Origin of the sequence: Bifidobacterium hapali, from assembly GCF_002259755.1 — a bacterium.
In the GTDB taxonomy this organism is placed as follows: Bacteria; Actinomycetota; Actinomycetes; order Actinomycetales; family Bifidobacteriaceae; genus Bifidobacterium; species Bifidobacterium hapali.
In genome coordinates this window covers 1-25,519 of sequence record NZ_MWWY01000005.1, presented here as the reverse complement: position 1 = coordinate 25,519, position 25,519 = coordinate 1, and the positions used below count along the sequence as shown (strand labels likewise).

The window sequence follows — 25,519 nt, the reverse complement described above, 5'->3', positions numbered from 1 at the left end:
CGACCGCATCTATAGCTGTGCTGCGTGGCGGTTTTCTCTCGCTGAGAGCAGTCTCAGCGAGAGAAAACCGCCACGCAGCACAGCCGGGGTACTGGACGGCAGCACATGGCACAATGATGGGCATGAGTGATATGAACGTTTCCCCCATTGTCATGACTTCCGTTCCCGACTCTGCAGACCGCCCGCTTGGCACGCCGCTCGGCGCACATCCGACGCGCGTACTGTTCCTTGGCGCGGGCGAGCTTGGCAAAGAAGTCACTATCGAACTCATGCGACTCGGCGCGTGGGTGTGCGCAGCTGATTCGTACGCGGGCGCACCTGCCCAGCAGGTAGCACATGAATACCGCGTACTCGATATGGCAAATGCAGCCGAGTTGCGTGCGCTGTTTGACGAGATTCAGCCGGATATTATTGTGCCAGAGATCGAAGCAATCGCCACAAGTGAACTGGCTGAAGCAGCTGCGCGCGGTATCCAAGTGGTACCGAGTGCTGAGATTGCCGCGATTTGCATGGATCGAGAACGTCTGCGCGTGCTCGCTCATGAAGAACTTGGTTTGCCGACGACACCGTACCGTTTTGCTGGCTCACTGGCCGAGTTGCGCGAGGGTGCGGATGTGATTGGCTATCCGTGCGTGGTCAAACCGGTGATGAGTTCGTCGGGTCATGGCCAGTCGATTGTGCGATCGGCGGATGCGATTGACGCAGCGTGGATCGAAGCGCAGGAGGGTCGCCGCGCGGCTGGCGAAGGCGACGTGTCACGCGTGATCGTCGAAGCGTTGGCGCCGCTTGACTATGAGTTGACAGTGCTGACGGTGAGCTCGTCGGCGGGCATTGTCACCTGTGCGCCGATTGGTCAACGCCAAGAGTCTGGAGACTATCGCGAGTCATGGCAACCAGCCGCAGCTGATAACACGGTGTTGGCCAAGGCTCAGTCGATTGCGCGCCGTGCCGTGAAAGGGCTGGTTGCCAAAGCTACAGCGACCGGCGAGCATGGTTGGGGCGTGTTCGGCGTGGAATTATTTGTATTGAAAGATGGTTCAGTTCTGTTCAACGAGGTTTCGCCACGCCCGCACGATACTGGTATGGTGACGTTGATTTCACAGCGCTTAAGCGAGTTTGCACTGCACGCACGCGCAATTTTGGGATTGCCGATCACCGCCGACCATGTGACTTTATCAATCCCAGACGGGACAGTCGCCGCAAGTCACGCGATCGTCGTGTCTGGCGATGGCGAGGCCGAATTTACTCATGTTGCTAACGCGCTAGCTGAGCCGAACACCGACCTGCGTATTTTTGCTAAGCCTGAGGTCCACGGTCATCGTCGCATGGCGGTTGCCTTGGCGATTGGCGATAGCGAGGCTGATGCCCGTGCCAAGGCCGACCGTGTGGCCGATAGGCTTGAAATTACTGTGCGCTAGTGCAGCGAATCATTCTCAATAAGAAAAGTGTGAGGCTTACCGTTCACCCAATCGCACATTTATTCATGCATAATCGTTGAAATTTCAACGATTATGAGGTTTGTTCATTTGAGCGATTTTGTTCGTTCGGCTCACACTTTTGTTATTGAGAATGATTCGCTGCAACGAGTGTCGGTTGTAGCCCTTTATTGGTACCCTTTTACCGTTATTCCGCTGATTTGAAAGGCGATCATGGAGAAACTGGAAAAGCTCTACGAGGGCAAGGCCAAGCAGCTGTACGCAACCGATGACCCAGAGATTCTGTGGGTTGAATACAAGAACACCGCAACGGCCGGCGACGGTGAAAAGAAGGAAGATTTCACCGGTAAAGGCCGTCTGAACAACCTCATCACCACGATTATCTTTGATCTGCTCAAGGCTCGCGGCATCAACAGCCATCTCGTCAAGCGTGTGAACGACACCGCCCAGCTGGTGCGCAAGATGGACATGTTCCCGCTCGAGATCGTGCTGCGCAACACTGCCGCAGGCCATTTCTGCTCACGCTTGGGCGTTGAAGAAGGTCTGCCGCTCAAGGAGCCGGTGCTCGAATACTTCCTGAAGAACGACGAGCTGCACGACCCGTTCGTGAACGATGACGATCTGGTCGCTCTCGGTGTGTGCACACGTGAAGATCTCGCTGAGATCGCTCCGCTGGCCCGCCGCATCAATGAAGCGCTGATCGACATTTTCGCAAAGATCGACGTCAAGCTCGTTGATTTCAAGATTGAAATGGGCCGTGCTTCGGACGGCACCCTGTTGCTGGCCGATGAGATCACGCCGGATTCCTGCCGTCTGTGGGATCAGCGCGATCACTCTGGCAAGGTCGAGCATCTTGACAAGGACCTGTTCCGTCGCGGACTTGGCTCGATCATCCCCGCATATGAGGAGATCGAATCACGTCTTGTTGAACTTGCCAAGTCCGAAGGCATTGACGTCGACTGATAATGCACCTCGGCTCCCCCTAACTTAAGAGGGAGCCGATTTTCGTTACGTTTGCAAGAAAGGAATCCTATGGTTTTCCGCGTGTACGTGGAGAAGAAGCCCGGCTTTGACGTCGAGGCACAGCAGCTCGCCGGTGAACTGCGCACTATCCTCGGCATTACCGCACTTCAATCCGTGCGCATCGTGAACCGTTACGACGTGGAAGGTATCAGCCAGGAGCTGTTTAACAAAGCCACGCCTACCGTGTTCAGCGAGCCGCAGGTTGATAATGTATCCAATGATCTTCCTGATTTTGGCAATGCAACAGTGTTTGCCACCGAGTTTCTGCCCGGTCAGTTTGATCAGCGCGCCGACTCGGCAAGCGAATGCATTCAGTTGATTTCGCAGGGTGAACGTCCGACCGTGCGCTCCGCCAAGGTCTATGCACTCGAAGGCGATCTCACCGATGCTGATGTAGACGCGATCAAGCATTATGTCATCAATCCGGTCGAGGCTCGTGAAGCATCGCTCGACACGAAGCAAACGCTGAAAACCGCCGTTCCCACCCCGGGCAAAGTCGAAGTTATCGCTGGTTTCAATGAAATGGATGCGGCCGCCGCTCAACAGTTCATTGATGAGCGTGGCCTTGCGATGGATTTAGCTGATCTTGAGTTCTGCCAGCAGTATTTCACGGCGGAGCATCGCGAACCGACAATCACCGAGATCAAGGTTATTGACACATACTGGTCTGATCATTGCCGTCACACGACGTTCGGTACCGAACTTGACGAAGTCACGATCGACGATGCGACTGTCAAGGCTGCATTCGAGCGTTATCTGGCAATCCGTCACGAACTGGGCCGCGATAGCAAGCCCGTCTGTCTGATGGATATGGGCACCATCGGCGCAAAATGGCTCAAGAAGAACGGCATCCTGACCGGTCTCGATGAATCCGAGGAAATCAACGCTTGTACCGTCAAGGTCAAGGTTGACGTCAATGGGGAGAATCAGGACTGGCTGTTCCTGTTCAAGAACGAAACGCACAATCATCCCACCGAAATCGAACCGTTCGGTGGCGCAGCAACTTGCATCGGCGGCTGCATCCGCGATCCTCTGTCTGGCCGCTCCTATGTGTATCAGGCGATGCGCGTCACCGGTGCCGCTGATCCGACAGTTCCGGTCGCTGACACGCTCGAAGGCAAACTCCCGCAGCGCAAGCTCGTGACCACCGCCGCGGCCGGCTACAGCTCATACGGCAACCAGATTGGCCTCGCAACCGGCCAGGTCGATGAGATCTACCACCCAGGATACGTGGCTAAACGCATGGAAGTGGGTGCGGTCGTAGCCGCCACCCCAGCCGATCACGTACGCCGTGAAACCCCAGCTCCGGGAGACAAGATCATTCTGCTCGGCGGCCGCACCGGCCGCGATGGCATCGGCGGTGCGACGGGTGCATCCAAGGCGCATAATGTCGAGTCTCTTGAGCTCGACGGCGCGGAAGTGCAGAAGGGTAATGCACCGGTCGAACGCAAGTTGCAGCGTCTGTTCCGTCGCGGTGACGCATGCCGCCTGATCAAGCGTTGCAACGATTTCGGCGCCGGCGGCGTGTCTGTTGCCGTTGGTGAGCTTGCGGACGGACTGTATGTTGATCTCAACACGGTTCCGAAGAAGTATGAGGGTCTTGACGGCACTGAACTTGCGATTTCCGAATCGCAGGAGCGTATGGCCGTGGACGTGGCTGCCGATGACGTGGACGAGTTCCTCGGTTACGCGCGCGAAGAGAACCTTGAGGCGACTGTTATCGCAACCGTCACTGAAGATCCGCGCATGGTGATGACGTGGAATGGCGACGAGATTGTCAACTTGTCGCGCGAATTCCTCGCTTCAAACGGCGCGTCAAAGCATCAGGTTGTTCACGTCGAAGAACAGCACGCCTATGAAACGCCGGCTGCTTGGCGTGAAGGTTCACTCGCCGAACGCCTACACGCGGTGGTCACCGATCTCAATGTCGCCTCGAATAAGGGCCTGTCGGAGCGTTTCGACTCCACGATCGGCGCGGGCACTGTGCTTATGCCGTTCGGCGGTCGCCGTCAGCTCACCCCGAACGAGGCGATGGTCGCCAAGTTCCCGGTATTCGGTGAGACGACCACTGCGTCCGCGATGGCGTGGGGTTTCAACCCGTACATCATGAGCGCGAACCAGTTTACCGGCGCATACCTGTCGGTGGTCGAGTCACTGTCTAAGCTCGTGGCCGCTGGCTTCGAGCATGAGAAGGCATACCTGAGCTTCCAAGAGTATTTCGAGAAGCTACGCGATGAGCCGGAACGTTGGGGCAAGCCTACTGCTGCCGTGCTTGGCGCGCTCATGGCGCAGATTGATCTCGGCGCGGGCGCGATCGGCGGCAAAGACTCAATGTCCGGCACGTTCGAGCATCTCGATGTGCCACCAACCCTGATCTCGTTCGCCGTGGCCGTAGGCAACATGAAGCGCGCTACGTCGCCAGAATTCAAGGGTGCAGATCATCGTGTCGTGCGTATTGCGCCGCGTTATCTGGCCGACGGTCTAACACCGGACAAGGATGCGCTGCTTGAAGCGTTCTCGCTGGTCGAAGAGCTTGTCGATTTCCACGATGCACTGGCCGTGTCCACTCCGGGTTACGGTGCAACTGCGGAAGCGTTGTTCAAGATGACGCTCGGCAATCGCATTGGCGTAACGCTCAATGATGGTATTGCTGCAGACGATCTGTTCACTCCTGCATACGGCTCGTTCATTATCGAGCTTGCAGATAACGCGAAGCTCCCGGCTGCGTCCAACCTTGTCGAAATCGGCGAGATTGGTACGACGACTGCGGCTTACGAGCTGCGTGCCGTCGGCGAGACGATTGATCTGGACGACGTACAGGAAGCGTGGGAGTCCGGTATCGAATCAGTATTCCCTTACCGTTCTCAGGGTGCGGACGCTGGCGCAACCACGGAAACTGTTACGTTTGAGACACCGAAGAAGACCGTATATGTCGGCACTCCAGTTGCGCGCCCGCACGTCGTAATCCCAGTATTCCCGGGTAACAACTGCGAATACGATTCAGCTGCCGCGTTCGAGCGCGCAGGCGCGGATGTGTCGACGCTGATCGTGAATAATCTCACGCCGGAAGCCGTCGCTGAATCGACTGCAGCACTGGCTGATGAGATTAAGCACAGCCAGATCGTGATGATTCCGGGCGGCTTCTCGGGCGGCGATGAGCCGGATGGTTCCGCGAAGTTTATCACCGCGTTCTTCCGCGCTCCGGCCGTCACCGAAGCGGTACGTGACCTGCTCAAGAACCGTGACGGTTTGATGCTCGGTATTTGCAACGGTTTCCAAGCCCTTATCAAGCTGGGTCTGGTGCCGTACGGCGATATTGTGCCGATGACCGCCGAATGTCCGACGTTGACGTTCAACACGATCGGCCGTCACCAGAGTCGTCTGGTACGTACGCGCGTCGCGTCGAATCTGTCCCCTTGGCTGGCTCGTACGAACGTTGGTGACATTCATACGGTGGCGATCAGTCACGGCGAAGGTCGTTTCGTGGCGTCCGAACCGGTGCTGGATATGCTGAAGGCCAATGGTCAGATCGCCACGCAGTATGTGGACGAGTCGGGCGTGCCCGGCATGGATCTTGCAGTGAACCCGAACGGTTCGCTGCTGGCAATCGAGGGCATCACTAGCCCGGACGGCCGCGTGTTTGGCAAGATGGGTCACTCGGAGCGTTCCGGCAACGGCCTGTATGTAAATGTGCCCGGCAACAAGTATCAGCCACTGTTCGAGGCGGGCGTCGAGTACTTCGCCGCTTAATGCGGTATTGGTGACTTCCCCATCCCTCATAACGATATGGAAGTCACCAATACAACAACGAACCTACTGTGGAATACGAGCGTAACTGCGCGCAATAATCACACTCGCGCGCAGTTACGCTCGTTTTTTACGCTGAAATCAAGCGTAAGTGCGCGCAAGGTCGACTATTGCGCGCAGTTACGCTTGATACACGCGATACACAGCATGATGAAACCATATATCGCGGTAGATTAGATGGCATGGCTGAACATATTGATAATGACATCACATCTGCAACGAGTGCAGATGCAACACTTGCTATCGGCGGGTTTGGACCGCTCAATGGATCACATTGCCCCGGCATTGAAGCCGTAACATTGCATATTCCCCCATCCACACACGCAGACGATAATCATGAATCTGTTGCGTTAAGCAAACGTGACGGTTTGCTGGCTGACGTCCCATCTCCATCGTGGCTTGAACGGGACTGTGACTACCTGTACGCCGTACTGGAGAATACTAACGAAATCGCCGCATTCCACATTGAGCACGACAGCAACGATACGCTACACCTGACCGAATTATCTCGCGTACCAACGCCGGGTAACGGCCCAACTCATGCGGCTATAGCCGTGGATGATCTTGGCGCGAAACATCTCATCGTGGCGTGCTACGTCGACGGTCATGTCTGCGTACATCCGATTGATAGCGACGGTGCCGTACATGAAGCCACGCAAGTATTGACCGGAGAAGGTCACGGACCGCTACCCGCACAAGAGGGCCCGCATGCGCACTGGATTCTACCGTTGCCAGATGGTCGCGTATTGTCTACCGATCTCGGCACTGACCGTATCTACGTGCATCATTGGCAAGCAGGAACGTTGACCCGCGTTGGCACAGTAACCGTAACCCCCGGCACTGGCCCGCGCGACATGCACCTGCTACCGGTTCGTACCGGACATATTCCAACACACGATTGGCGTGTAGCGGTGGTCGGTGAATGGGGTCGTACGGTCACGCTACTCGGCCCGGTCAACAACGATGAGGCAGACCGTACGCACAACGCTACTGACGATTCCTCGGACGGTATCAGCGTGCTGCAGACCGTTGAACTCGGCGGTACTGATCGTGATCAGTCAGCATCATTGGCGTTTGTACCGTGGTCGGCTATGCGAAACAACTGCGCAGATAATGCGGACAATCGTACCGGTATCGCGTACGTCGGTCTGCGTGGTACGGAACGTATCGTGGCTCTGGCATGGGATGGCGAGCGTTTATCTCGTTTGGCACCAACCGATCAACCCGGTTGGCAAGGACATGGTATTGACTGCGGCGGCAGTCGTCCTCGTCATATCCTGCCGATCGATAACTTGCTGTTGGTTGCAAACGAAGTGTCCGATCATCTGACGGCTTTCCAGCTCAGTTCTGATGGCGAGCCGCGTCGCGTTACCGATCTGGCGACCGGCTCCCCTACTGTCTCGGTTGTGTTCTGACGTACGCCGCCGCAACCATGACACATGGCTCTGTTAAACCAGATTCGACATATGTCTGCGGACTACCCTCAGTCGGTTTCGCCCGACAGCTCCCCTGACGAGGGGAGCCACGTCAATTCTGGTTTAACAGAGCCTAACACATCGTTATATGCTGATTCAGCGATCAGCCCTTAACCGCTCCAATCATGACACCCTTGTTGAAGTATTTCTGCAGGAACGGATAGATAACGAGCAATGGCAATGTAGAAACAATAATGACACCATACTTGATTTGATCAACCAAGTTCTGACGGTCAACTGCGTCCAGTCCTTGAATTGACGACATATTCGTATTCGTAGATGCACCCAACAGGATAGATTGAAGTACGTTCTGCAGCGGCCACTTGTCAACATTACGGATATACACAAGACCAGTAAAGAAGTCGTTCCAGTGACCTACAAAGTAGTACAGTGCAATAACTGCGATGATCGCCGAGCTCAGTGGCACAACCACTTTGACGAAGTATCCAATGTAGGATAATCCATCAATTTGTGCAGCATCACGCAGTTCCTCAGGAATAGATGTTTCGAAGAATGAACGCGCGATAATCACGTTATACACTGACACTGCTCCAGGCAGAATGAACACCCACATGGTGTTGAGAATGTTCAGATCATCGAACAGTAAGTATGTTGGAATGAGGCCACCGCCAAAGAACATTGTGACAGTGAACAAGAACAGAATCACACGACGTACTTTCCACTCACGACGCGACAGAGAGAATGCCAAGGGGAGCGTCACCAATAAGTTGAGTGCAGTGCCAAGGAATGAGTATAGAAGTGTGTTTCGATAGCCAGTCCAGATTCGCGCATCCTCAAATACACGCCGATAACCAGCAAAAGTGAGGCCCTTAGGGAAGAACGTGACTTGTCCGGTAGATACTAGCTGCGAATTGGAGATAGACGCGATAACAATGAACCATAACGGATAAATAATGGCAATAACAACACCGATGAGTAGTGCAGCGATAACAATATCAACGACCCAGTCTCCGACTGTCTTATGTTGCCGTACTTTGGGGTTGAATGGGATGTCCGCCGATGCAGCCCGCGTCGCCGCAGTAACAGCATCATGCGGATCGTCAATAGCGGAGCGCCTTTCGATCTTCGTATTGAGAATACTCATGGCTTTCTCCTAGAACATACTTACGTTGGATGCCTTCTTCGCCACCGTATTTGCGATGATGAGGAAGACGAAGTTGACGACCGTATTAAACAGACCGATGGCTGTCGAATACGAGAACTGATATTGAATCATGCCGATCTTGTACGTATACGTGCTGATAACTTCAGATGCGGTCATGTTGAGTGCGTTCTGCATAAGGAAGACTTTTTCAAATCCAACGCCGAGCACGCCACCCATCTGCATGATGAACAAGATACCGATAGTCGGCATAATTGTTGGCAAATCTACGTATCGGATGAGCTGAAGACGTCCAGCACCGTCGATTTTAGCGGCTTCGTACAGTGATAGATCAACGGAGGATAGTGCAGCAAGATAGATAATGCAGTTCCACCCCATATGCTGCCAAACTTCGCTGATCCAATAGATAGGCGTGAACATATCCGGGTTTTCTAGCAGATTTTGTCCGCCAAAGAACTGACCAATAATACCTGTTTTTGGTGTCAAGAAAATGTTCAACATGGACACGATCACCACCGTTGAAATAAAATGCGGCATATAGGTGACGGTCTGTACGAATCCTTTCAGTTTCTCATTACCGATTTGGTTGATAAGCAATGCAAGGATAATCGGTGCGATAAACCCCATAATCAGCGTCCATAAGCTGATACGGAAGGTATTGATCAAGAGATTTCCGAATAGTGGCGATTCAAAAAACTGTTTGAAGTATTTAAAACCGACCCATTTGCCACCAGTCAAACCTTCAGACGGGCTAAATTCGCGGAATGCTAGCTGAATACCGTACATTGGCACATAGGCGAATAGAGCTACAAAGCAGCATCCAGGTAATGCAAGTACCCATAGCTGCCAATACCTGCGAAAATGCCATGCGATGCGCACCGGTATCGGTGCCTTACGTCGGCGCTCGTCGTTATCTGGTACGGCGTTGATGGCCGCAGTCGTGTCAACAGAGGTTGCCATCATACTCTTCTTTCAATGTATTCATAATGTGATGCACACGGCTTGCACAAAAATAAGGTGATCCTGTCCGTGTTTGTTCCGCCGTGCAGCGTAGCGCGAGCAAACACGGACAGGACCATGATTAATCATGGGCAGACGTTATACGTCACTTGGCCTTTTTCGCCCAGTTGTCATACCACTTCTGCCACAGTTGAATATTCTGCGTATAGCCAGAGTTCGCTTCGAGCTTCTTGACATAGTCATCCCACTGCTCGTCAACGCCACCCTTAAGAATCCAATTGGAGTACGTGGGCAGCACATAGTTCATATACGCAGTGTTGTTGTTAGAAATCGAAGTCATATCTTCGCTACTTGGCACCACATATGCTGGCATGTAGTCTCCGGACTTCTCAATCTTTGTATAAGTGTCGCGGTATGGCTTATCAGCATTCTCAAATTCAGGAACATTGTAGGTCTTGCCGTTGTTGGTATCGATCTTAACCTCGTTGTGAATCCAGCCTGCCATTGAACCAGACAGTACGTCAAGAGTAACATCGTCATCCATATTAATCGTGTATGAATGATCACCATTATCCTTGGTGTAAGTCGGAATGGAGCCATACATCATTTCAACGCCGAGTTTCTCGCTATACAGTTCGTTGATGATCTTGGAGATGACATCCATATTGGCGCCCTTCTTCACCGACAACTTACCAGTGTTGAACTGGTTGAAATCAGCGGAGTAATCCCATGACGGTTCAGCAGTACTGTCGGCGCTTTCTTTCAGTGGTGGCACAGAAACGTAATCATTTTGATAGTCAGTGCCAACTACAGCGATCGGGTTCCATGCAAGTACAGCGCCTGCAGTCTCTACATCGCCCTGCATTTCAGCCCAATACTTGCTGGAATCTTTGGTGAGCGCATCGCTGGGCACATAGCCCTTCTCCATCATCGAATGCAAGAATTCGACGGTGCGCTTGAAGTTGTCAGAAGTCAGGAAGTTCTTGACTTTGCCGTTGTCAACGTAAATACCATACATACCAGCCGGAGACTGGAGCGATGTCGTGATACCGGTGGAGTTGATGAAAGCAACCGGATCATTCATTGGGAACTGTGACGTGGACAGTTTACCGAAGTTCATCGGAATCTCGTCAGCTTTGCCATTACCATTAGGATCTTTGGTTTTGAACGCGTCAAGCACATTCAAGAACTCATCCCAAGTGGTCGGCATAGATAAACCGAGCTTGTCGAGCCATTTCTTATTGATAATCAGATGTGTACCAGAACCGTGGAAACCTTCACCCGTGCTTTCCGGCAATGTGTAGATGTGACCTTCAAGATCTTCACTCATAAGCTTGGCACTAGGCCATGCGTCAAACAGTTTCTTGACATTGTCCATTTTATCGACATAGGGAGCAAGATCCTCAAACCGAGAGGAATATTGCGCTACATCATTAGTGCTCACACCGTTGATGACGATATCAGGAAGATCACCAGTAGCAAGAGTCGGTCCTTTAGATGATGACCAGTTGCTGGAATCCTGATCAGTCCACTTAATTGTGCAATCACAGGCAGCCGAAACCTCATTAATCCATTTCATATCGTTGATCTTTGGCTGTGCAGTAGTATCGTGTACCACCCAAATATCAACAACAGGCTTGCCATTGGCATCAGTTTTAGTAGCGCTGTCATCCTTGCCACCACAACCTGCAAGCACCATGCTTAGGGCACACACACCGGCCACTACACCAATAGCACGCCCCATATTGCGATTCTTAGTCATCGTCACTCCTTTGATTGGATGAACTCTAGCGAAAACCTTTTCGCTACGTTTTTTAATATAGCACACCTTGAATAGATGTGCAAATTTATATGTTGTTATTATCGACAATGTGTATGCTACGAAATAGTTTTCACCGCGATTCGCAGATGATACACACCAGTACCAACACATTGCTCAGACACGTGAAGTCTTCACGACCACGATCAGACCACGATCAGTATTACTTCACCTTTACCAGTGAAACCTGTACGTTCGGCGATGCGATCGATAATTCGAGATCAGTCCACTGATCACCAATCTCGGCAATACTTGGCGCCGCGTTATTTACTCGTACCTCATACGATGCTGGCTGCGCAACTCGTACACGAATCACTGCCGTATGAGCGTCTACAGTGACATTTTCGATCTGCAATGTAATCGCATTACAAGTCTCGTCATACGCTACTTCAGTAAGTGCATCACGCTGTAAAGTAACCGCCCAGTCATGAACTGTATCAAAGAAACGAATTCGCAAACCATCTTGTGGCGTTACCGTATAGCCACCGTCACGAATTTGCAACGAGCAACCTAGCGACAGCAACGGTGAACGACCATCGGCCGTATCACAGCCACATCCTTCATCGTCGCACTCACGATATACAGCCGACGCCGAAATAAGTAGACCACCGAAATATCCCAGTGCGCTTTCACCAGATTCAGGAACCACACCTTTCAACAGTCGAGGACGATCTTGCGTTGACGTCGCATCGCCATATCGATTCTCAAAAATCCATCCTGATGCACCAGCATTGCGAGGATCATCAGATAAATATCCACCAGAATTGTAAATTGAGAAGCCAGCGAGATATGAGGCATACCACGCACGCAGTAACTCAGGATCTGCATGACGACACTCAAGAGCCCAGTCATATATCGTCCACGCACCCAGCTGGGTCATATAGCTCACATTCCAACTGCTGTCGCCGCAGCCGCGTAAGTCAGTCATATACAGTTGCCAGAACGGCTGACGACCACGGTTAGACAATGCAGCTGTCATCGCTCCACGCATAACCCGTTCGTCGCCGATAACCTTACCGTAGGCATACACCGTTTCATATGCAGTAGAGTCAAAAGCCATTTCTGAGCCAAATGGATATGATTTTGCCGCGAAGTATCGAGCCTTCTTGTTGACTAGCCCAGACAGCTGTGCGGCTTCCTGCGCAAATCCTTCACGCTTGAGTGCTGCAGACAGATGTAACGCCATCACGCCTTCGCCCATATTCGCATATCGGTCTGCACCCTCACCATCTGGGAACATCCAGTACGAGAACATAGCAACCGCATAACGATATGCCTCAACCAAATAGTGAGAAGGCTCATGTAACCACGGATATTGTGCACGATACATTGTCGCAATGCGATACATGTTGTACAACGTGTTTACCACATGAACGTAGTTGTAAGCACGCCATACATCATCGACACCGAGACCTCCCCACGGCTCGAACATCTCGAACCACGGCACCATACGGTGTACTTTATATCCAGGCTGTTCAGTCAGCCGATCACGAATGAAATCATCACAGTACCCAGCCAATACTCGTATCTGTGCTTCGCTCGGACGATACACATTCCATTCAGACAGCAACAAACCTGGCGTTAAGCCAATGTCATCGCTACCACCCGCCATCCAGTTTGGCTCATGCGGATTATACGACGAATTAATACGATGACGATCAACCATATCCCACATCAGTAAACCGTGATAGCACGGATCTGATGTATCAGTCTCCCACTGATTGCGAGAAATAAAATTAGTATGGTTCTGATAAATTGCCTCAGGACGTTCAATACCCCAGAATTCAATGCGCGATTCGCGTCCATTGATTCCCACCAGCAGACCGCGACGACCATATCCACCAAGCGTCACATCAGCTTGCCAGAGATATTCTCCAGTTTGTACGATGCGACCAATTACATCCTGCTCATCTTCAGTGCGCAACTGCGGCCGAGAACCGCTCACAATCGTGACATGTCCAGCCTGTCCAACAGGCAACGTCATACCAGGCTCAGCGCGCAAGAAGAACCCACCTGCATCCGACAGCCAACGTTCTGCGTCATCATGGCTTGTCGCCATACCAAAACGGAAGTCATACTCATATGACGTTCCATCAGCCATGCGCATACTGCCAGCATCAGTACTATCAGTTAAACGATTGGCAACATAGATCGTGTACAGTCCTTCAAACGTTTTCCCTGCACCTGCGCGCGGTCCCCACGGTGACTGAGCATCGCCAACTGCATAATTCATCACCGAAGTGTCGCCCATCGCCTTGAAGAGCAGGATAGGCATGGCGCCTCCAGCTTTTTGCCAATATAGCCATGAGTTATATCCGATAATGCACGCATGTCTGAGGACATTGCACTCATATTTGAACTGATCGCCATCACGGAAGAATTGGTCCATCGGCAGCGGTACGCCAATACGCATAATGTCGAGTGTATGGCCCGACTCATTGTGTATGTCAACATGCCATGACACGGCATCGTTCCCCAAGCTAAAGCGATGAACCGCCGATAATCCAAGCGTTGCATCACTAGCTGGGCAAAGCACTTCTATTGACGACTCATCACGATAGCGAACGGTATTGCTACCAGACAACACAACGGTATGGATAATGTCATGCTCGTCACGCACATCAACTACAACCGTACCAAACCACCGTGAATCACCGGGACGGTCATACTCAGGAAATTCTTGAGGAGATAACAAGAAATTAGCCCTTGAAGGATCGCTTGGAGCAGTGATCGAAATCCATCCACCACGATCAAAGTCATATTGAGCGCGCATTGGGCCTGCATTCCAAATCAGCGAATGATCCGCTAGAGACAAGCGGTCAATCGTTTCATGAGAAATTGACCGGACATCGCGCTCATCGTTGATCACGACATTATCAATGTGTGACATTATTGTGCACCTCACCAATGAGTAGAGTATTAGTGAAAACCTTTTCGCTACTAAATATAACCAAAAGCAAGCAGGCTGTCAACTCCAGAGAAATATTTTTCATCTTTTCTCTTTTGTGCAAAAAGCCGTTGCATATAGCCAATCTCTAAGGCGATTGCAAAAGCAGGATCGCCCACGATATAGCCATATATTTCATCACAACAAGCTCAACACGCATTCAAGAAACACATACATCTACGCGTTCGCCCAGAAAATAATGCTATAAAGGAGAAAACCTTATCACTAACTGGTATTATATTTTCGAACATACCGAGTTCATGTTTGGACGAGATCAATACTGTCCAAATAAGCGACGAAACCAAGGTGAACCATATATGGCATTGTCACAACCACCAGTCCCCATTAACAGTGCGGCCACGACATCGTCAGAACAGACGAAAGCCACGCTCAAAGATGTGGCGACACTAGCCGGTGTATCTGTGGCAACAGCATCTAAAGCGCTCAATGGGCAACCGAAAGTCAACGCTGATACGCGAGTCCGCGTGCAAGCAGCTGCCCTCCAGTTATCCTACGTTCCTAACACATTTGCACAGTCACTTATTTCCGGTAAATCCAATTCAATTGGAGCAATTACTTCTGATTTCCAAGGCATGTTCTGTACGCCAATCCTCATCGGCGCAGAAGATGAATTGGGTGCAGCATCAAACACCGTGCTACTGGCCAATGCGCGAGGCGATGCAACACTTGAGCGGAATCATCTCGATTATCTGCTATCGCGCAACGTTGATGGCATTATCCTTATCAATGACAAAACCACCCCTCGTACACCAATGATCATACCTAATGGCATTCCTGCAGTGTATGCGTACGCACCCTCTACCAACTCTGACGACTGTTCTATCACCAGCGACAATGTTGGCGCAGGACGAATGGTTGTCGAACACTTGTTATCGTGTGGACGCAGCAAAATCGCCATCATTGGCGGTGATCAAAAGGCTACCGCTTCAGGTAAAGCTGCGCTTGACCGACTTGAAGGATACACAGCGGCACTACACGAAGCCGGACTTGAACCGGCAGGACCAGTACGTTTTTCCGACTGGTCTGAACCGTGGGGACGCGCTGCTACGCGTATGCTGCTCGATCAGGGCGTCGACTTCGACGCAGTGATCTGCCAGAGCGATGTCATAGCTCGTGGCTGCCTTGACGCACTCAAAGAACGAGGATTGTCTATTCCACGCGATGTGGCAGTTGTTGGTCATGACAACTGGATGAATGTGAGTTTGGGAAGCGCGCCACCACTAACCACTGTCGACAACAACCTCGAACAGATCGGACATCGTGCCGCACGCGCTCTACTTGACGCTATTAATCACAAACCGCATCACGGTGTGGAATACGTTCCTTGCTCACTAGTACAACGAGAATCAACTATCCCCCGAGGCTGAAATCACTGTAGTTGCTTGCGCAAACACATGGTGGGGTGCACCCGCTGATATACGGGTGCACCCCACCAGTGCAATCGGACTGTCAGAAGAAGAACTAGTCAATACAGCAGGTGCGTGCGATAATGCCCGCACTTGGGCAATGCCATATCGGCCAGACTGACAGCCCGAAGTCTTGATATAGTCTCGGCATCATAGCTTTTTTGGCGCGAAATCAGGCTTACAGCGCAGTGCCGAGACGCGCAGATCACGCTTGATCGAACTGGTCGACAAGCGAACCCATCCAGTCGAGCAGGTTATCGTACTCAGCCGGCATCTGCTCAGTGAGTTCGATAATCGGCACGTTGGCGCTTTTAGCAGCGCTAGTGATCTGGTCAGTAGTCGAGTTAGCTTCCTGCGAGTTGAAGACAAGCATCTTGATAGAGCCAGCCTTCAGCGCATCTTGGAAGTCTTTAATATCCGCCGGAGTCGGTTCACTTTCGTTGGCAGAGGCTTGCGCATAACCGGTTGGAGTGGCGTCACTCATGCCGAGATCGTCGGCCAGATACCATGCAACCGATTCAGTCGCAGCATATGGCAGGCCCTTGGTTGTTGCGGATGCATCCTTGATCTTGGATTCGAGCTCGTCTTCCTTGGCATGCCAGTCCTTGTTGAGCTTGGTGTAGTCATCCTTGTGCTCAGGATCGGCCTTCTGGTAGGCGGCGGTGATGGCGCCGGCCGTGGCATTGCGCACCTTGGCGGAGAACCAGACGTGCGGATTGTCACCTTCCTTGATACCGGCGGTTTCGGCTGCGTCTACCAGTGTAGCTTTAGTGGAACCGGCAGCTTTGGACGCCCACGGGTCGTAGTCTGCACCGTTGACGACAGCGACCGCAGCTTTGCCGAATTTCGCAACATCCTGGCTGGTTGGCTCGTAGTCGTGTGCTTCAACGTTGGTCTTGGTCATGATGTTGGTGACGTTGACATGGTCGCCGCCGAGATCCTTGGCCACGGAACCCCACTGGTTAATGGAAGCTACAACCTCGATCGTGCCGTTCGTGGCTGATGCATTGGATGCGTCGCTACTGGATGATGCTGACTCCGAGCCGCATGCAGCTAACGAGATTGCAGCGAGACTTGCGACCGCGACGGCAGTAATGCGCGTTGCGATCTGGCGGATTGTGGTATTCATGATGTTCCTCTCTATGACGATTGCGTATGAACCGTCTGGCATTCTTTGGTACGAATCGCCATATCGTGTGGTGTTCGTTCAACCAACCACACACTATACACCATAATGAGATTCGTTATCATTATCTGTTGTCGTGGCGTGTCGTCACCTGACAATCATCGCTATACACCACTTGCAATCACAGGCCTTACCAAATCCATCAGAACGAGATCATGAACATCAGGACACACCACAGCATCATTCGCCGCAATCGAACGGATGATGCCGCGACAATCGCAAGTCTCATCCGCATCAACATGTCTTGCCAGACATCCACTGCCAATCACCGGCAATTCGAGCACATGCGAAGCTTCATGAATCAGACGAGAGACCACCGCACCCGTTGATCGTTCATCAAACACCGCATCGTCCTCAGTAACCCCACATAGCAGCAGACGATCATCATCGAAAAAACGCTCTTCAAACGCATCCAAACCGACAACATTGCCAATAGCAGATACCGCCATTGACTCGCCCCATGCGCCCAGTTGAAACATATCATCTAAATACTGCATAACCGGTATTGCCTCAAGACCAACTGGCAATACCACTAAAAATGCATCAGCGACATCATGCAAAATCTCCAACATGCGCCCAACATCATGCTTCACTGTGCAACTTAAGCAACAATCCGATACTTGCATTGTCTCTACACGAGCCGGAGCATCATTCGCACAGTGAGATAGCTCATTAGATAGTGGTAAGCCAATGCGACGAACAATATCCAGACCACATTCCGCGTCATCATTCGCACACACATCATACACAATCGAACAGGCACTTGGACATGAATCCATCAGCGAGAACACAGCCGCATCTAGACTCAACCGATCGACTCCAGTAAGCAACACCACCCCCGTGGTCACGTCGGCGTTTCTTAATGATTGCAATGCAGGATGCATCATACGAACCTTTCTGTTTTGATAATGATTCTCATTATGGAGTATAGTATCTAATCATGTCAAAACAATGTCAAATTCTGGGCACGCATGCCTCAACTGGCAATCGCGTCTCACATTCACATAGGAAAACCAAACGAACATTTGCTCCGAACCTGCAAACGAAACGGTACTGGGTCCCTTCATTAGGTCGCACCGTCACCTTGACACTCAGCGTCAAAGGCATCAAAACCATTGATCACATCGGCATCGAAGCAGCACTTAATCGCATCGACCGATAAATCACAGAAAGTAGTAACGACATATGGCAGGCAAAGCATCAGTGAACCGACCAGTCATCACACTGCGATCCACAGCAGGAACCGGTTTCACCTACACCACCACCAAAAACCGACGCAACACACCAGACCGGCTTGAACTCATCAAATTCGATCCAGTCATACGCAAACGGGTGCCATTTAAGGAAACCCGATAAACAACACGGAAAGCAATATCATGGCCAAAACCAGCAAAATTGCCAAGCAACGGCAACGCGAATGCATCGTGGCGAAATACGCCGAGCGCCGCACGCAATACAAGCGGGACAGTATCAACCCACATCTGAGTCTCGAAGAGCGTGCCGAAGCCATGCGCAAACTGCATGCTCTCCCCCGCGACGCAAGCCCGACACGTCTACGCAATCGCGACACCGCAGACGGACGACCGCGAGCATTCAATCGTAAATTTGGACTTTCTCGCATCAATTTGCGTGAAAAAGCACACAAAGGCGAACTGCCCGGCGTTGTGAAATCCAGTTGGTGACCGCCAGCAGCGGCAGGTAATCGATTAATAAGGAAACAACAATGAAGGTCAAATCATCCGTTCGCTCACTGGTCCGCAAGGACGGTTCCTACGTCGTGCGCCGGCGAGGGCATATCTACGTCATCAACAAGAAGAATCCGCATTGGAAAGCGAGGCAAGGCTAATGGCACTGCCAAAATACCGGACCTCACGGTCACATACCCGTTCCCGTCGAGCTAATTGGAAGGCGACGACCCCGCAACTCGTCACCGTAACAACTCCAGAAGGGAAAACCACGCAAGTGCCGCAGAATCTCGCTGCAGCCGTGCGCAAAGGGTATATCAAGCCGTAACGAATCAATCGTTACTAACAACACAATCCACCAAATAACAGGTAGAAAGAAGAAACGGACATGACCGATACCAACACCAGTCAGCCCGCACCAACCGCCAACGCAACAGATCCAAACGTCAATCGTCGCAACAATACAATCAACATCATTGTTGCATTCATTGTCGGAGCGATTCTCGCCGGTCTCATTATCGGAGCAATCGCGTTCATTCATCCAAATAGCTCATCCTCAACACGCAATAACAACGCCATCGCGACAGCGCATACTAATGAAGATTCTTGCGATACGACGTTTACCGTGGTTGCCTCAGTCAACCAGTGGGGCTCGCTCGCCCAGCAGCTTGGCGGCTCATGTGCAAAGGTCACGTCACTGATCAACACAACCTCCGCCGATCCGCATGACTATGAGGCGACTGCAGCAGATCTTGCTAAACTCGCCAAAGCCGATGTGGTTGTACTCAACGGTGCCGGCTATGATGGCTGGGCTGAAAAAGCACAGCTCGACGAGAAGAAGCAGCGCATCATCAATGTGGGCGATCTCATGGGTATTACCGCTACTGAAGAGCACTCCCACGAACATGAGGAAGGCGAAGAAGGTCACCACCATCATCACCACGGTTCCACGAATCCGCATGTGTGGTTCAATCCTGAAGCAGTCTTGAAAGCAGCCGAGGCGATCAACGATGCGTACATGGCCGAAGCCAGTGAGAACTCGAAGACCGCGGCCACTGTGCAACGTCATTTCAACGAGTGGAATGGCGAATACGCTGATTTCGTTGCCCTAGTGAATAAGGGCCGCGCAGCCGGAGTGACACGCAACTACGTGGCCACCGAGTCGATCATCAGTTATCTACTCGATTACATCGGTGCAGTCGACAAGACTCCCGAAACATACACGAACGCGATGAACAGTGAAGCAGAGCCATCTGCCGCCGATCTCAAAAACGCGATGGATATTGTTGCCAGTGACGACGTGGATATCTTGGTCGTCAACCCGCAAGAAATGGGCAGTTTCGCCAAGAAACTCAACGAAGCGGCACTGTCCAGCAATAAGACGATCATCTCCGCCACTGAGCAGCTTCCAGAGAATCAGTCGACGCTACTGGGATGGCTCACGCTGATTGCCAAGCAAGCGCTGGCCACCGACACTATGAACGGTTTCTTCCTCACACAAGATGTTGCCGACCGTTCGCTGGCTGACTACGAAGGCGAATGGCAGTCCGTATACCCGTATCTTCAAGACGGTACGCTCGATACAGTGATGGAAGCAAAAGCCAAGAAAGGCGATATGACCGCCGAAGAGTACAAGAAGTACTACGACACCGGCTACAAAACCGATGTAGACAAGATCGTCATCACAGGCAATCAGATAAGTTTCACTCGTGGAGAGACAACTGCGACCGCCACGTATCAGTACGATGGATTCAAGATTCTCGACTATGCCAAGGGTAACCGTGGCGTGCGATTCCTGTTCACTGCAACTGGCGACGTGCCCGAAGGCGCGCCGAAAGTCGTGCAGTTCTCCGATCACGGCATTGCACCGGGCAAGTCTGCACACTTCCACATTTTCATGGGCAATTCTTCACAGGAGGAAACCCTCAAGGAAATGGACAACTGGCCCACATATTATCCAGCATCGCTCAGCAAGGAGGAAGTAGCCACCGAAATGCTGGCGCATTAATCAACTGAGACTGAGGTTAGTGGACTGCGTTATTAATACGCTATAAATTCCGTTATTAATTCGCGGCTCGTCAAGTGGCCCGTATCGTGGCTCCCCTGACAAGGGGAGCCACGATACGGTCTATTCAGCTCGTTCTGCAATTAAAGACGCGCAAAAAAGATTCAGCTCTTTCGACAGTCGGGGCATAGGCCGAAGACCTCGAGCGTGTGAGATTCAACGGTGAATCCGTGTTGCGTGGCAATCTTGCGCAGCCACGCTTCGCTCGGCGGATCGATTTCAACGGTTTTCCCGCATTTGCGGCACACCAAGTGATGGTGATGCCCGTCATCGCCACACAAACGAAACAGTTGCTGACCATCGAGACGAATCGTGTCAGCCGCGCCAGAATCAGCGAGCGCATTAAGTTGACGATACACTGTCGCCAATCCGATTCTCGTTCCCTCATCATCGAGTTTACGATGCAATTCTTGTGCAGAAACAAAATCATCGCACCCGCGCAATTGACGCAGCACAGCGTCTTTCTGCCTAGTATGCCGCTCCACTCCCCCGTTTGCCGTCATGGTGTACTCCTCGCAATATGGCCGGCGATACGTGCGTGCAGCCGTGCGCACACCGACGTTATTATCATTAACAATTGACTAATGATAATAACGTCGGTCGTAATATGCAAGGACTACAGCAGACTCGTCTGGTCAAGCTTGGCGAGATCATCCGACGACAGTACGTCAGCCGCATGCAGGTACAACCGCGGAATACGATTGCGAAGACAGGTGAAAATTTCGTAGCTGATCGTGTCCGCAGCGCGAGCCCAATCGTCCGCAGTCGGCTCAGCAAACGATTCGCCACGTCCCGGCCCGAACAGTTCAACCGTATCGCCCTCATGTACGCCGAGCGCATCGCACGAGCCGTGCAAGTCGATCATGAATTGGTCCATGCACACGCGTCCCGAGACTCGATACAGTTTCGGACCATCTGTAGTCATCACACGCACCGGTCCGCCGAGTTTTTCAATATGCTTGGCACCTTGCATATCAAAGCCAGATGCGGAACGGTGGATACCATCCGCATAACCGAGCGGAACGATCGCAGTGGACGTATTGTCGGGCGTCAGATACGTGCGACCATACGAAATGCCGTGACCCTTATCAATATGCTTAACCGTGCCAAGCTGCGCTTGCAAGGTCATCGCAGGCTTCAAATGCCAGTCGCGCGGCGTTCCCATCGCCGGGTCTGGCTCGTAACCGTACAAGCCAATGCCCGGTCGCGTGAGTTCAAAGTGAATTTCCGGACGATCAAGTGTCGCAGCAGTGTTGGCCAAATGACGAATACGCGGGGCAATACCAGCTTTCTCCATGCGCGCGGTGAACGCTTTGAAGTTTTCGATCTGCCGATCCGTGGAAGCGACAAACTCAGGCACATCCGGCGAGTCAGCGACCGCAAGATGACTCCACTGGCCGACAATATCGAGCACACCTTCTTTAGCAAGCGGAACCAACTTGGCAAGCGCCGCATCAAACGATTCTTCAGTAAACCCGTTACGCCCGAATCCAGAGTCGACCTTCACATGCACACGCGCGGTTTTGCCGAGTTTGCGAGCCGCGGCAGCAACCGCATCAATGCCCGGCAGAGAGCCAACTGACACGTCGATATCGTTGTCAATCAGCTCGTCAAACGGCACTTCAAGGCCGTTATAGACCCACGTTAAAATATGACAACGTTCCGGTCTGATACCGAGTTTACGCAGTAGCAGTGCTTCATGCGATTGCGCTGTGCCCAGCCATGTTGCACCTCCCGCGAGCGCAGCCAGCGCAGTCGGCAGCAATCCGTGCCCGTACGCGTCGGCCTTCACCACGCCCATAACCGCAGTGCCCGAGTTCGGGCCGCCGACCACATCCACTAAATGACGCATATTGTCGCGTAATGCGGCGAGGTCGACGATGGCCTGTGCCGGGTAACGTCGACGAGCGGCTTGATAATTCGCTTCGCCAGCCGGTGATGAAAACTGCCAATTCGATACTGCACTCAAAGTCATGGACCCTATTGTGACGCGGCACAATGACGAATGAGTGACGGTCTACACGCCATTTACACATCCATCACGCATCCCACTATCGATTCCACCACTCGTCCCACCACGCGAGACAAATCCCACAAATAGCAAGCGCTTGTCCACGGCACAGTCATACACTGGTCACCATTCGTTCGCAGTGCCGTAACGTATTTTCACGCGCACTTGTTCGACACGAATTCTGATTCCCGGCGTTGAGGCGTGCCGGGGTCCCGGAAAACCGTCCGGTCCAGCCCACATCCATACCGTATTGAGAGAAGACTCATGGATCTTTTTCGCAAAAAATCGGTGGATCAGCTGGTCGCTGAATCCACTCCATTAAAACGTACGATGCACACGTTCGATCTGACGATGCTCGGTATCGGCGCGATTATCGGCACCGGTATTTTCGTGCTCACTGGTAAAGGTGCACTTACTGCTGGCCCGGCCTTGTCTGTTTCATTCCTGCTTGCCGCCATCTGCTGCGGTTTCGCAGGACTATGCTACGCAGAATTCGCCTCGATGGCACCGGTTTCCGGCTCTGCATACTCGTACTCATATCTGGCATTCGGTGAACTCATCGCGTTTGTGATCGGATGGGATTTGATTCTCGAATATGCACTGCAAGCTGCTACCGTATCTGCCGGATGGGCTGGCTATTTTAATAAGCTGCTTGAAGGATTCGGCCTCAGTTTACCGGTCGAGCTAACCGCCGCGTATGGCACAACGCCGGGCGTGACCACGTATTTCAATCTGCCCGGTTTCGTGATTGTACTCATTATTACGTGGGTACTGTCAATCGGTATCAATCAGACGAAGAAAACCAACGACATCATGGTGATGATCAAGCTCGCGATCATCGTGCTGTTTATTGTGTGCACTATCTGGTATGTCAATCCGGAAAACTGGAAGCCGTTCTCCCCGTACGGCGTGTACACGTTCCAGCCCGGTTCGACTCAGCCGTACGGTATTGTGCCGGCTGCGTCGATCGTATTCTTCAGTTTTATTGGATTCGACGCAGTGTCGTCGTCTGCTGAGGAAACCGTGAATCCAAACAAGACACTGCCGAAGGGCATTCTGTTGTCGCTGGCCGTGTCGACGGTGCTGTACATTATCATGACGCTCATTATGACCGGCGTAGTGCCATATCAGGAGTTTGCGAAGTTCATCGATGCACCGGTGGCTGGCGTGATTCTCGCGACCGGTATGAACTGGCTTGCGTTTATCGTCAACCTCGGCGCACTCATCGGCATGACCACAGTGATGTTGGTGCAACTGTACGGTCAGTCGCGTATTTGCTATGCGATGAGCCGCGACGGACTGTTCCCGAAGCTGTTCGGCGATGTGCATCCGAAGTATCGCACGCCGTTCAAGGGTACGTGGTTCTTCGGCTTGCTCACTGCGTTTGCTGGCGGTTTTATTAATATCAATATCCTCTTTGAGCTGGTGAATATTGGTACTCTTTCGGCGTTCATTATCGTGTCGGCTGGTATTTTGTGGATGCGCAAGACTCAGCCGGATGCGCATCGTGGATTCCGCGCGCCACTTGTACCGTTTACGCCGATTTGCGCGATCGTGTTCTGCTTTGTGTTGATTGCCGGACTTAACTGGGAGACATGGCTACGGTTCGCGATTTGGTTCGGACTTGGCTTAGTCGTGTACTTCGCGTACAGCCGTAAGCGCTCCAAGCTCAACGCACAATAGCGGACAATAACGCACAATAACCGGATTCATGCATTAACACATGACCTCTAGTGGGGGGGTATCTCTTCATTCAAGAGATACCCCCCACTTTGTTATATGTACCTTATATATACACATGACATCAAAAAACATGTCAAAATCACATAAAAAGATAAGGCCCGAAATTTTGCGCACTTTGGCTTGGGCTTGAGATGAAAGGGCATGGCTCGTGTCCTGTGTACGATTTTCTGTCGCCAAACAAAACAAATCGCGATTGGAAAGAGGGCACGAAGCCATGTCACAGCAGATTCTACAGGTCGACCAGGCCATGTTGGAGACCACCCTGGACCGGATGGTCCGTAGAAGCGTCGAGGAGACGTTGAACGCAATGCTCGACGCCGAGGCCGACGAGATCACGGGCGCCGCCCGTTACGAGCGCAGCGGGGATCGCAAGGCGTACCGGGCCGGCCATTACAAGCGTGATCTGACCGTCAAGGCCGGGAAAATGAGCCTGAAGGTACCGAAACTGAAGGGCGCGGTGTTCGAGTCGGCCGTGATCGAGCGTTACCGGCGGCGCGAGGAGAGCGTCGAGGAGGCGCTGATTGACATGTATCTGGCGGGCGTGTCCACGCGTCAGGTTGATGATGTCAGCCAATTGTTGTGGGGTGATCGCATGCCCTCGCAGACTCTGAGCGACAAGCTCAAGCGCATCTACGCGGATATCGACGCGTGGCGGGAGCGTCCGCTGGTGCAGGAGTATGCGTACGTGTTCATGGACGGCGTATGGCACAAGCGCTGCTGGGGTGGTTCGGTCGAGAACGTGAGCGTGCTGGTTGCTATCGGTGTTGGTATGGATGGTCGTCGGGAGGTGCTTTCTGTGGCCGAGGGTATGA

The 25,519-nt window shown here is 52.3% G+C and carries 22 protein-coding genes; 13 read left to right on the top strand and 9 right to left on the bottom strand.

Annotated features, from left to right (window positions below; all coding sequences use genetic code 11):
• Nucleotides 1–131: 131 nt before the first annotated feature.
• The 4 genes from purT to BHAP_RS00750 all read left to right on the top strand — a co-directional run bounded on the left by purT (nucleotide 132) and on the right by BHAP_RS00750 (nucleotide 7,681).
• Entirely contained in the window at nucleotides 132–1,418 is a 1,287-nt protein-coding gene (purT, locus tag BHAP_RS00765; protein WP_094728989.1) for a formate-dependent phosphoribosylglycinamide formyltransferase, read from the top strand.
• 231 nt (nucleotides 1,419–1,649) lie between these two features.
• A complete protein-coding gene (gene purC, locus BHAP_RS00760; protein WP_094728683.1) occupies nucleotides 1,650–2,399 on the top strand; it encodes a phosphoribosylaminoimidazolesuccinocarboxamide synthase in 750 nt (249 codons plus the stop codon).
• Between the two features lie 69 nt (nucleotides 2,400–2,468).
• Nucleotides 2,469–6,209 carry a phosphoribosylformylglycinamidine synthase gene (locus BHAP_RS00755; RefSeq protein ID WP_094728681.1) on the top strand — a complete coding sequence of 1,247 codons (3,741 nt, stop codon included), beginning with the start codon at nucleotides 2,469–2,471 and terminating at the stop codon, nucleotides 6,207–6,209.
• A 239-nt stretch (nucleotides 6,210–6,448) separates the two neighbouring features.
• Complete coding sequence (locus tag BHAP_RS00750; RefSeq protein ID WP_094728987.1) at nucleotides 6,449–7,681, top strand: lactonase family protein; 1,233 nt, start codon at nucleotides 6,449–6,451, stop codon at nucleotides 7,679–7,681.
• A 163-nt stretch (nucleotides 7,682–7,844) separates the two neighbouring features.
• On the opposite strand, the gene BHAP_RS00745 is transcribed toward BHAP_RS00750, so the two are convergent.
• From BHAP_RS00745 to BHAP_RS11965, 5 genes are all read right to left on the bottom strand, one after another.
• Nucleotides 7,845–8,846, bottom strand: a complete 1,002-nt coding sequence (locus BHAP_RS00745) for a carbohydrate ABC transporter permease (protein WP_094728679.1) — start codon at nucleotides 8,844–8,846, stop codon at nucleotides 7,845–7,847.
• Between the two features lie 9 nt (nucleotides 8,847–8,855).
• On the bottom strand, nucleotides 8,856–9,824 hold the full coding sequence (locus BHAP_RS00740; protein ID WP_244569237.1) for an ABC transporter permease: 969 nt from the start codon (nucleotides 9,822–9,824) through the stop codon (nucleotides 8,856–8,858).
• A 145-nt stretch (nucleotides 9,825–9,969) separates the two neighbouring features.
• Nucleotides 9,970–11,586, bottom strand: coding sequence for a type 2 periplasmic-binding domain-containing protein (locus tag BHAP_RS00735; RefSeq protein WP_094728675.1), 1,617 nt, complete (start codon nucleotides 11,584–11,586; stop codon nucleotides 9,970–9,972).
• A gap of 220 nt (nucleotides 11,587–11,806) precedes the next feature.
• The gene (locus BHAP_RS00730) at nucleotides 11,807–14,533 is read right to left on the bottom strand and encodes a DUF5695 domain-containing protein (RefSeq protein ID WP_094728673.1); all 2,727 of its coding nucleotides are present in this window, start codon (nucleotides 14,531–14,533) and stop codon (nucleotides 11,807–11,809) included.
• 50 nt (nucleotides 14,534–14,583) lie between these two features.
• Nucleotides 14,584–14,709, bottom strand: coding sequence for a hypothetical protein (locus tag BHAP_RS11965; RefSeq protein ID WP_275542089.1), 126 nt, complete (start codon nucleotides 14,707–14,709; stop codon nucleotides 14,584–14,586).
• Nucleotides 14,710–14,907: 198 nt separating this feature from the next.
• Between BHAP_RS11965 and BHAP_RS00725 the strand changes: the two genes are divergently transcribed.
• The gene (locus BHAP_RS00725) at nucleotides 14,908–15,978 is read left to right on the top strand and encodes a LacI family DNA-binding transcriptional regulator (protein WP_094728671.1); all 1,071 of its coding nucleotides are present in this window, start codon (nucleotides 14,908–14,910) and stop codon (nucleotides 15,976–15,978) included.
• Between the two features lie 244 nt (nucleotides 15,979–16,222).
• Here the strand turns inward: BHAP_RS00725 and BHAP_RS00720 are convergent, their stop codons facing one another.
• Together BHAP_RS00720 and BHAP_RS11800 are read right to left on the bottom strand one after the other, a co-directional pair.
• Entirely contained in the window at nucleotides 16,223–17,146 is a 924-nt protein-coding gene (locus tag BHAP_RS00720) for a metal ABC transporter solute-binding protein (protein ID WP_094728669.1), read from the bottom strand.
• A 161-nt stretch (nucleotides 17,147–17,307) separates the two neighbouring features.
• On the bottom strand, nucleotides 17,308–17,796 hold the full coding sequence (locus BHAP_RS11800) for a hypothetical protein (protein WP_244569192.1): 489 nt from the start codon (nucleotides 17,794–17,796) through the stop codon (nucleotides 17,308–17,310).
• Nucleotides 17,797–18,143: 347 nt separating this feature from the next.
• Here BHAP_RS11800 and rpmB point away from each other — a divergent pair, with 347 nt between their 5' ends.
• From rpmB to BHAP_RS00685, 6 genes are read left to right on the top strand one after another with little or no spacing between them, the layout of a single operon-like run.
• A complete protein-coding gene (gene rpmB, locus BHAP_RS00710; RefSeq protein WP_094728665.1) occupies nucleotides 18,144–18,365 on the top strand; it encodes a 50S ribosomal protein L28 in 222 nt (73 codons plus the stop codon).
• Between the two features lie 23 nt (nucleotides 18,366–18,388).
• Complete coding sequence (gene rpmG / locus BHAP_RS00705; RefSeq protein WP_094728663.1) at nucleotides 18,389–18,559, top strand: 50S ribosomal protein L33; 171 nt, start codon at nucleotides 18,389–18,391, stop codon at nucleotides 18,557–18,559.
• Nucleotides 18,560–18,579: 20 nt separating this feature from the next.
• Nucleotides 18,580–18,885 carry a 30S ribosomal protein S14 gene (gene rpsN, locus BHAP_RS00700; RefSeq protein ID WP_094728661.1) on the top strand — a complete coding sequence of 102 codons (306 nt, stop codon included), beginning with the start codon at nucleotides 18,580–18,582 and terminating at the stop codon, nucleotides 18,883–18,885.
• 41 nt (nucleotides 18,886–18,926) lie between these two features.
• Nucleotides 18,927–19,049, top strand: coding sequence for a 50S ribosomal protein L36 (rpmJ, locus tag BHAP_RS00695; RefSeq protein ID WP_094728659.1), 123 nt, complete (start codon nucleotides 18,927–18,929; stop codon nucleotides 19,047–19,049).
• Nucleotides 19,049–19,216 (top strand): 50S ribosomal protein L32, encoded by a 168-nt coding sequence (gene rpmF / locus BHAP_RS00690; protein WP_094728657.1) that lies wholly within the window; start codon nucleotides 19,049–19,051, stop codon nucleotides 19,214–19,216. The genes rpmJ and rpmF overlap by 1 nt, the downstream gene beginning before the upstream one ends.
• Before the next feature lie 60 nt (nucleotides 19,217–19,276).
• Nucleotides 19,277–20,896, top strand: coding sequence for a metal ABC transporter substrate-binding protein (locus tag BHAP_RS00685; protein WP_094728655.1), 1,620 nt, complete (start codon nucleotides 19,277–19,279; stop codon nucleotides 20,894–20,896).
• 161 nt (nucleotides 20,897–21,057) lie between these two features.
• Here BHAP_RS00685 and BHAP_RS00680 read toward each other — a convergent pair whose 3' ends face one another.
• Both BHAP_RS00680 and alr read right to left on the bottom strand, forming a co-directional pair.
• Nucleotides 21,058–21,456: a Fur family transcriptional regulator gene (locus BHAP_RS00680; RefSeq protein WP_094728653.1), complete on the bottom strand. Its 399-nt coding sequence runs from the start codon at nucleotides 21,454–21,456 to the stop codon at nucleotides 21,058–21,060.
• A 113-nt stretch (nucleotides 21,457–21,569) separates the two neighbouring features.
• A complete protein-coding gene (gene alr / locus BHAP_RS00675) occupies nucleotides 21,570–22,928 on the bottom strand; it encodes an alanine racemase (protein ID WP_094728651.1) in 1,359 nt (452 codons plus the stop codon).
• 300 nt (nucleotides 22,929–23,228) lie between these two features.
• Here alr and BHAP_RS00670 point away from each other — a divergent pair, with 300 nt between their 5' ends.
• Together BHAP_RS00670 and BHAP_RS00665 are read left to right on the top strand one after the other, a co-directional pair.
• Nucleotides 23,229–24,647, top strand: coding sequence for an amino acid permease (locus BHAP_RS00670; protein WP_094728649.1), 1,419 nt, complete (start codon nucleotides 23,229–23,231; stop codon nucleotides 24,645–24,647).
• Nucleotides 24,648–24,921: 274 nt separating this feature from the next.
• Nucleotides 24,922–25,519 (top strand): transposase (locus BHAP_RS00665; RefSeq protein WP_211279653.1); only part of this gene is annotated, 598 nt, incomplete at its 3' end.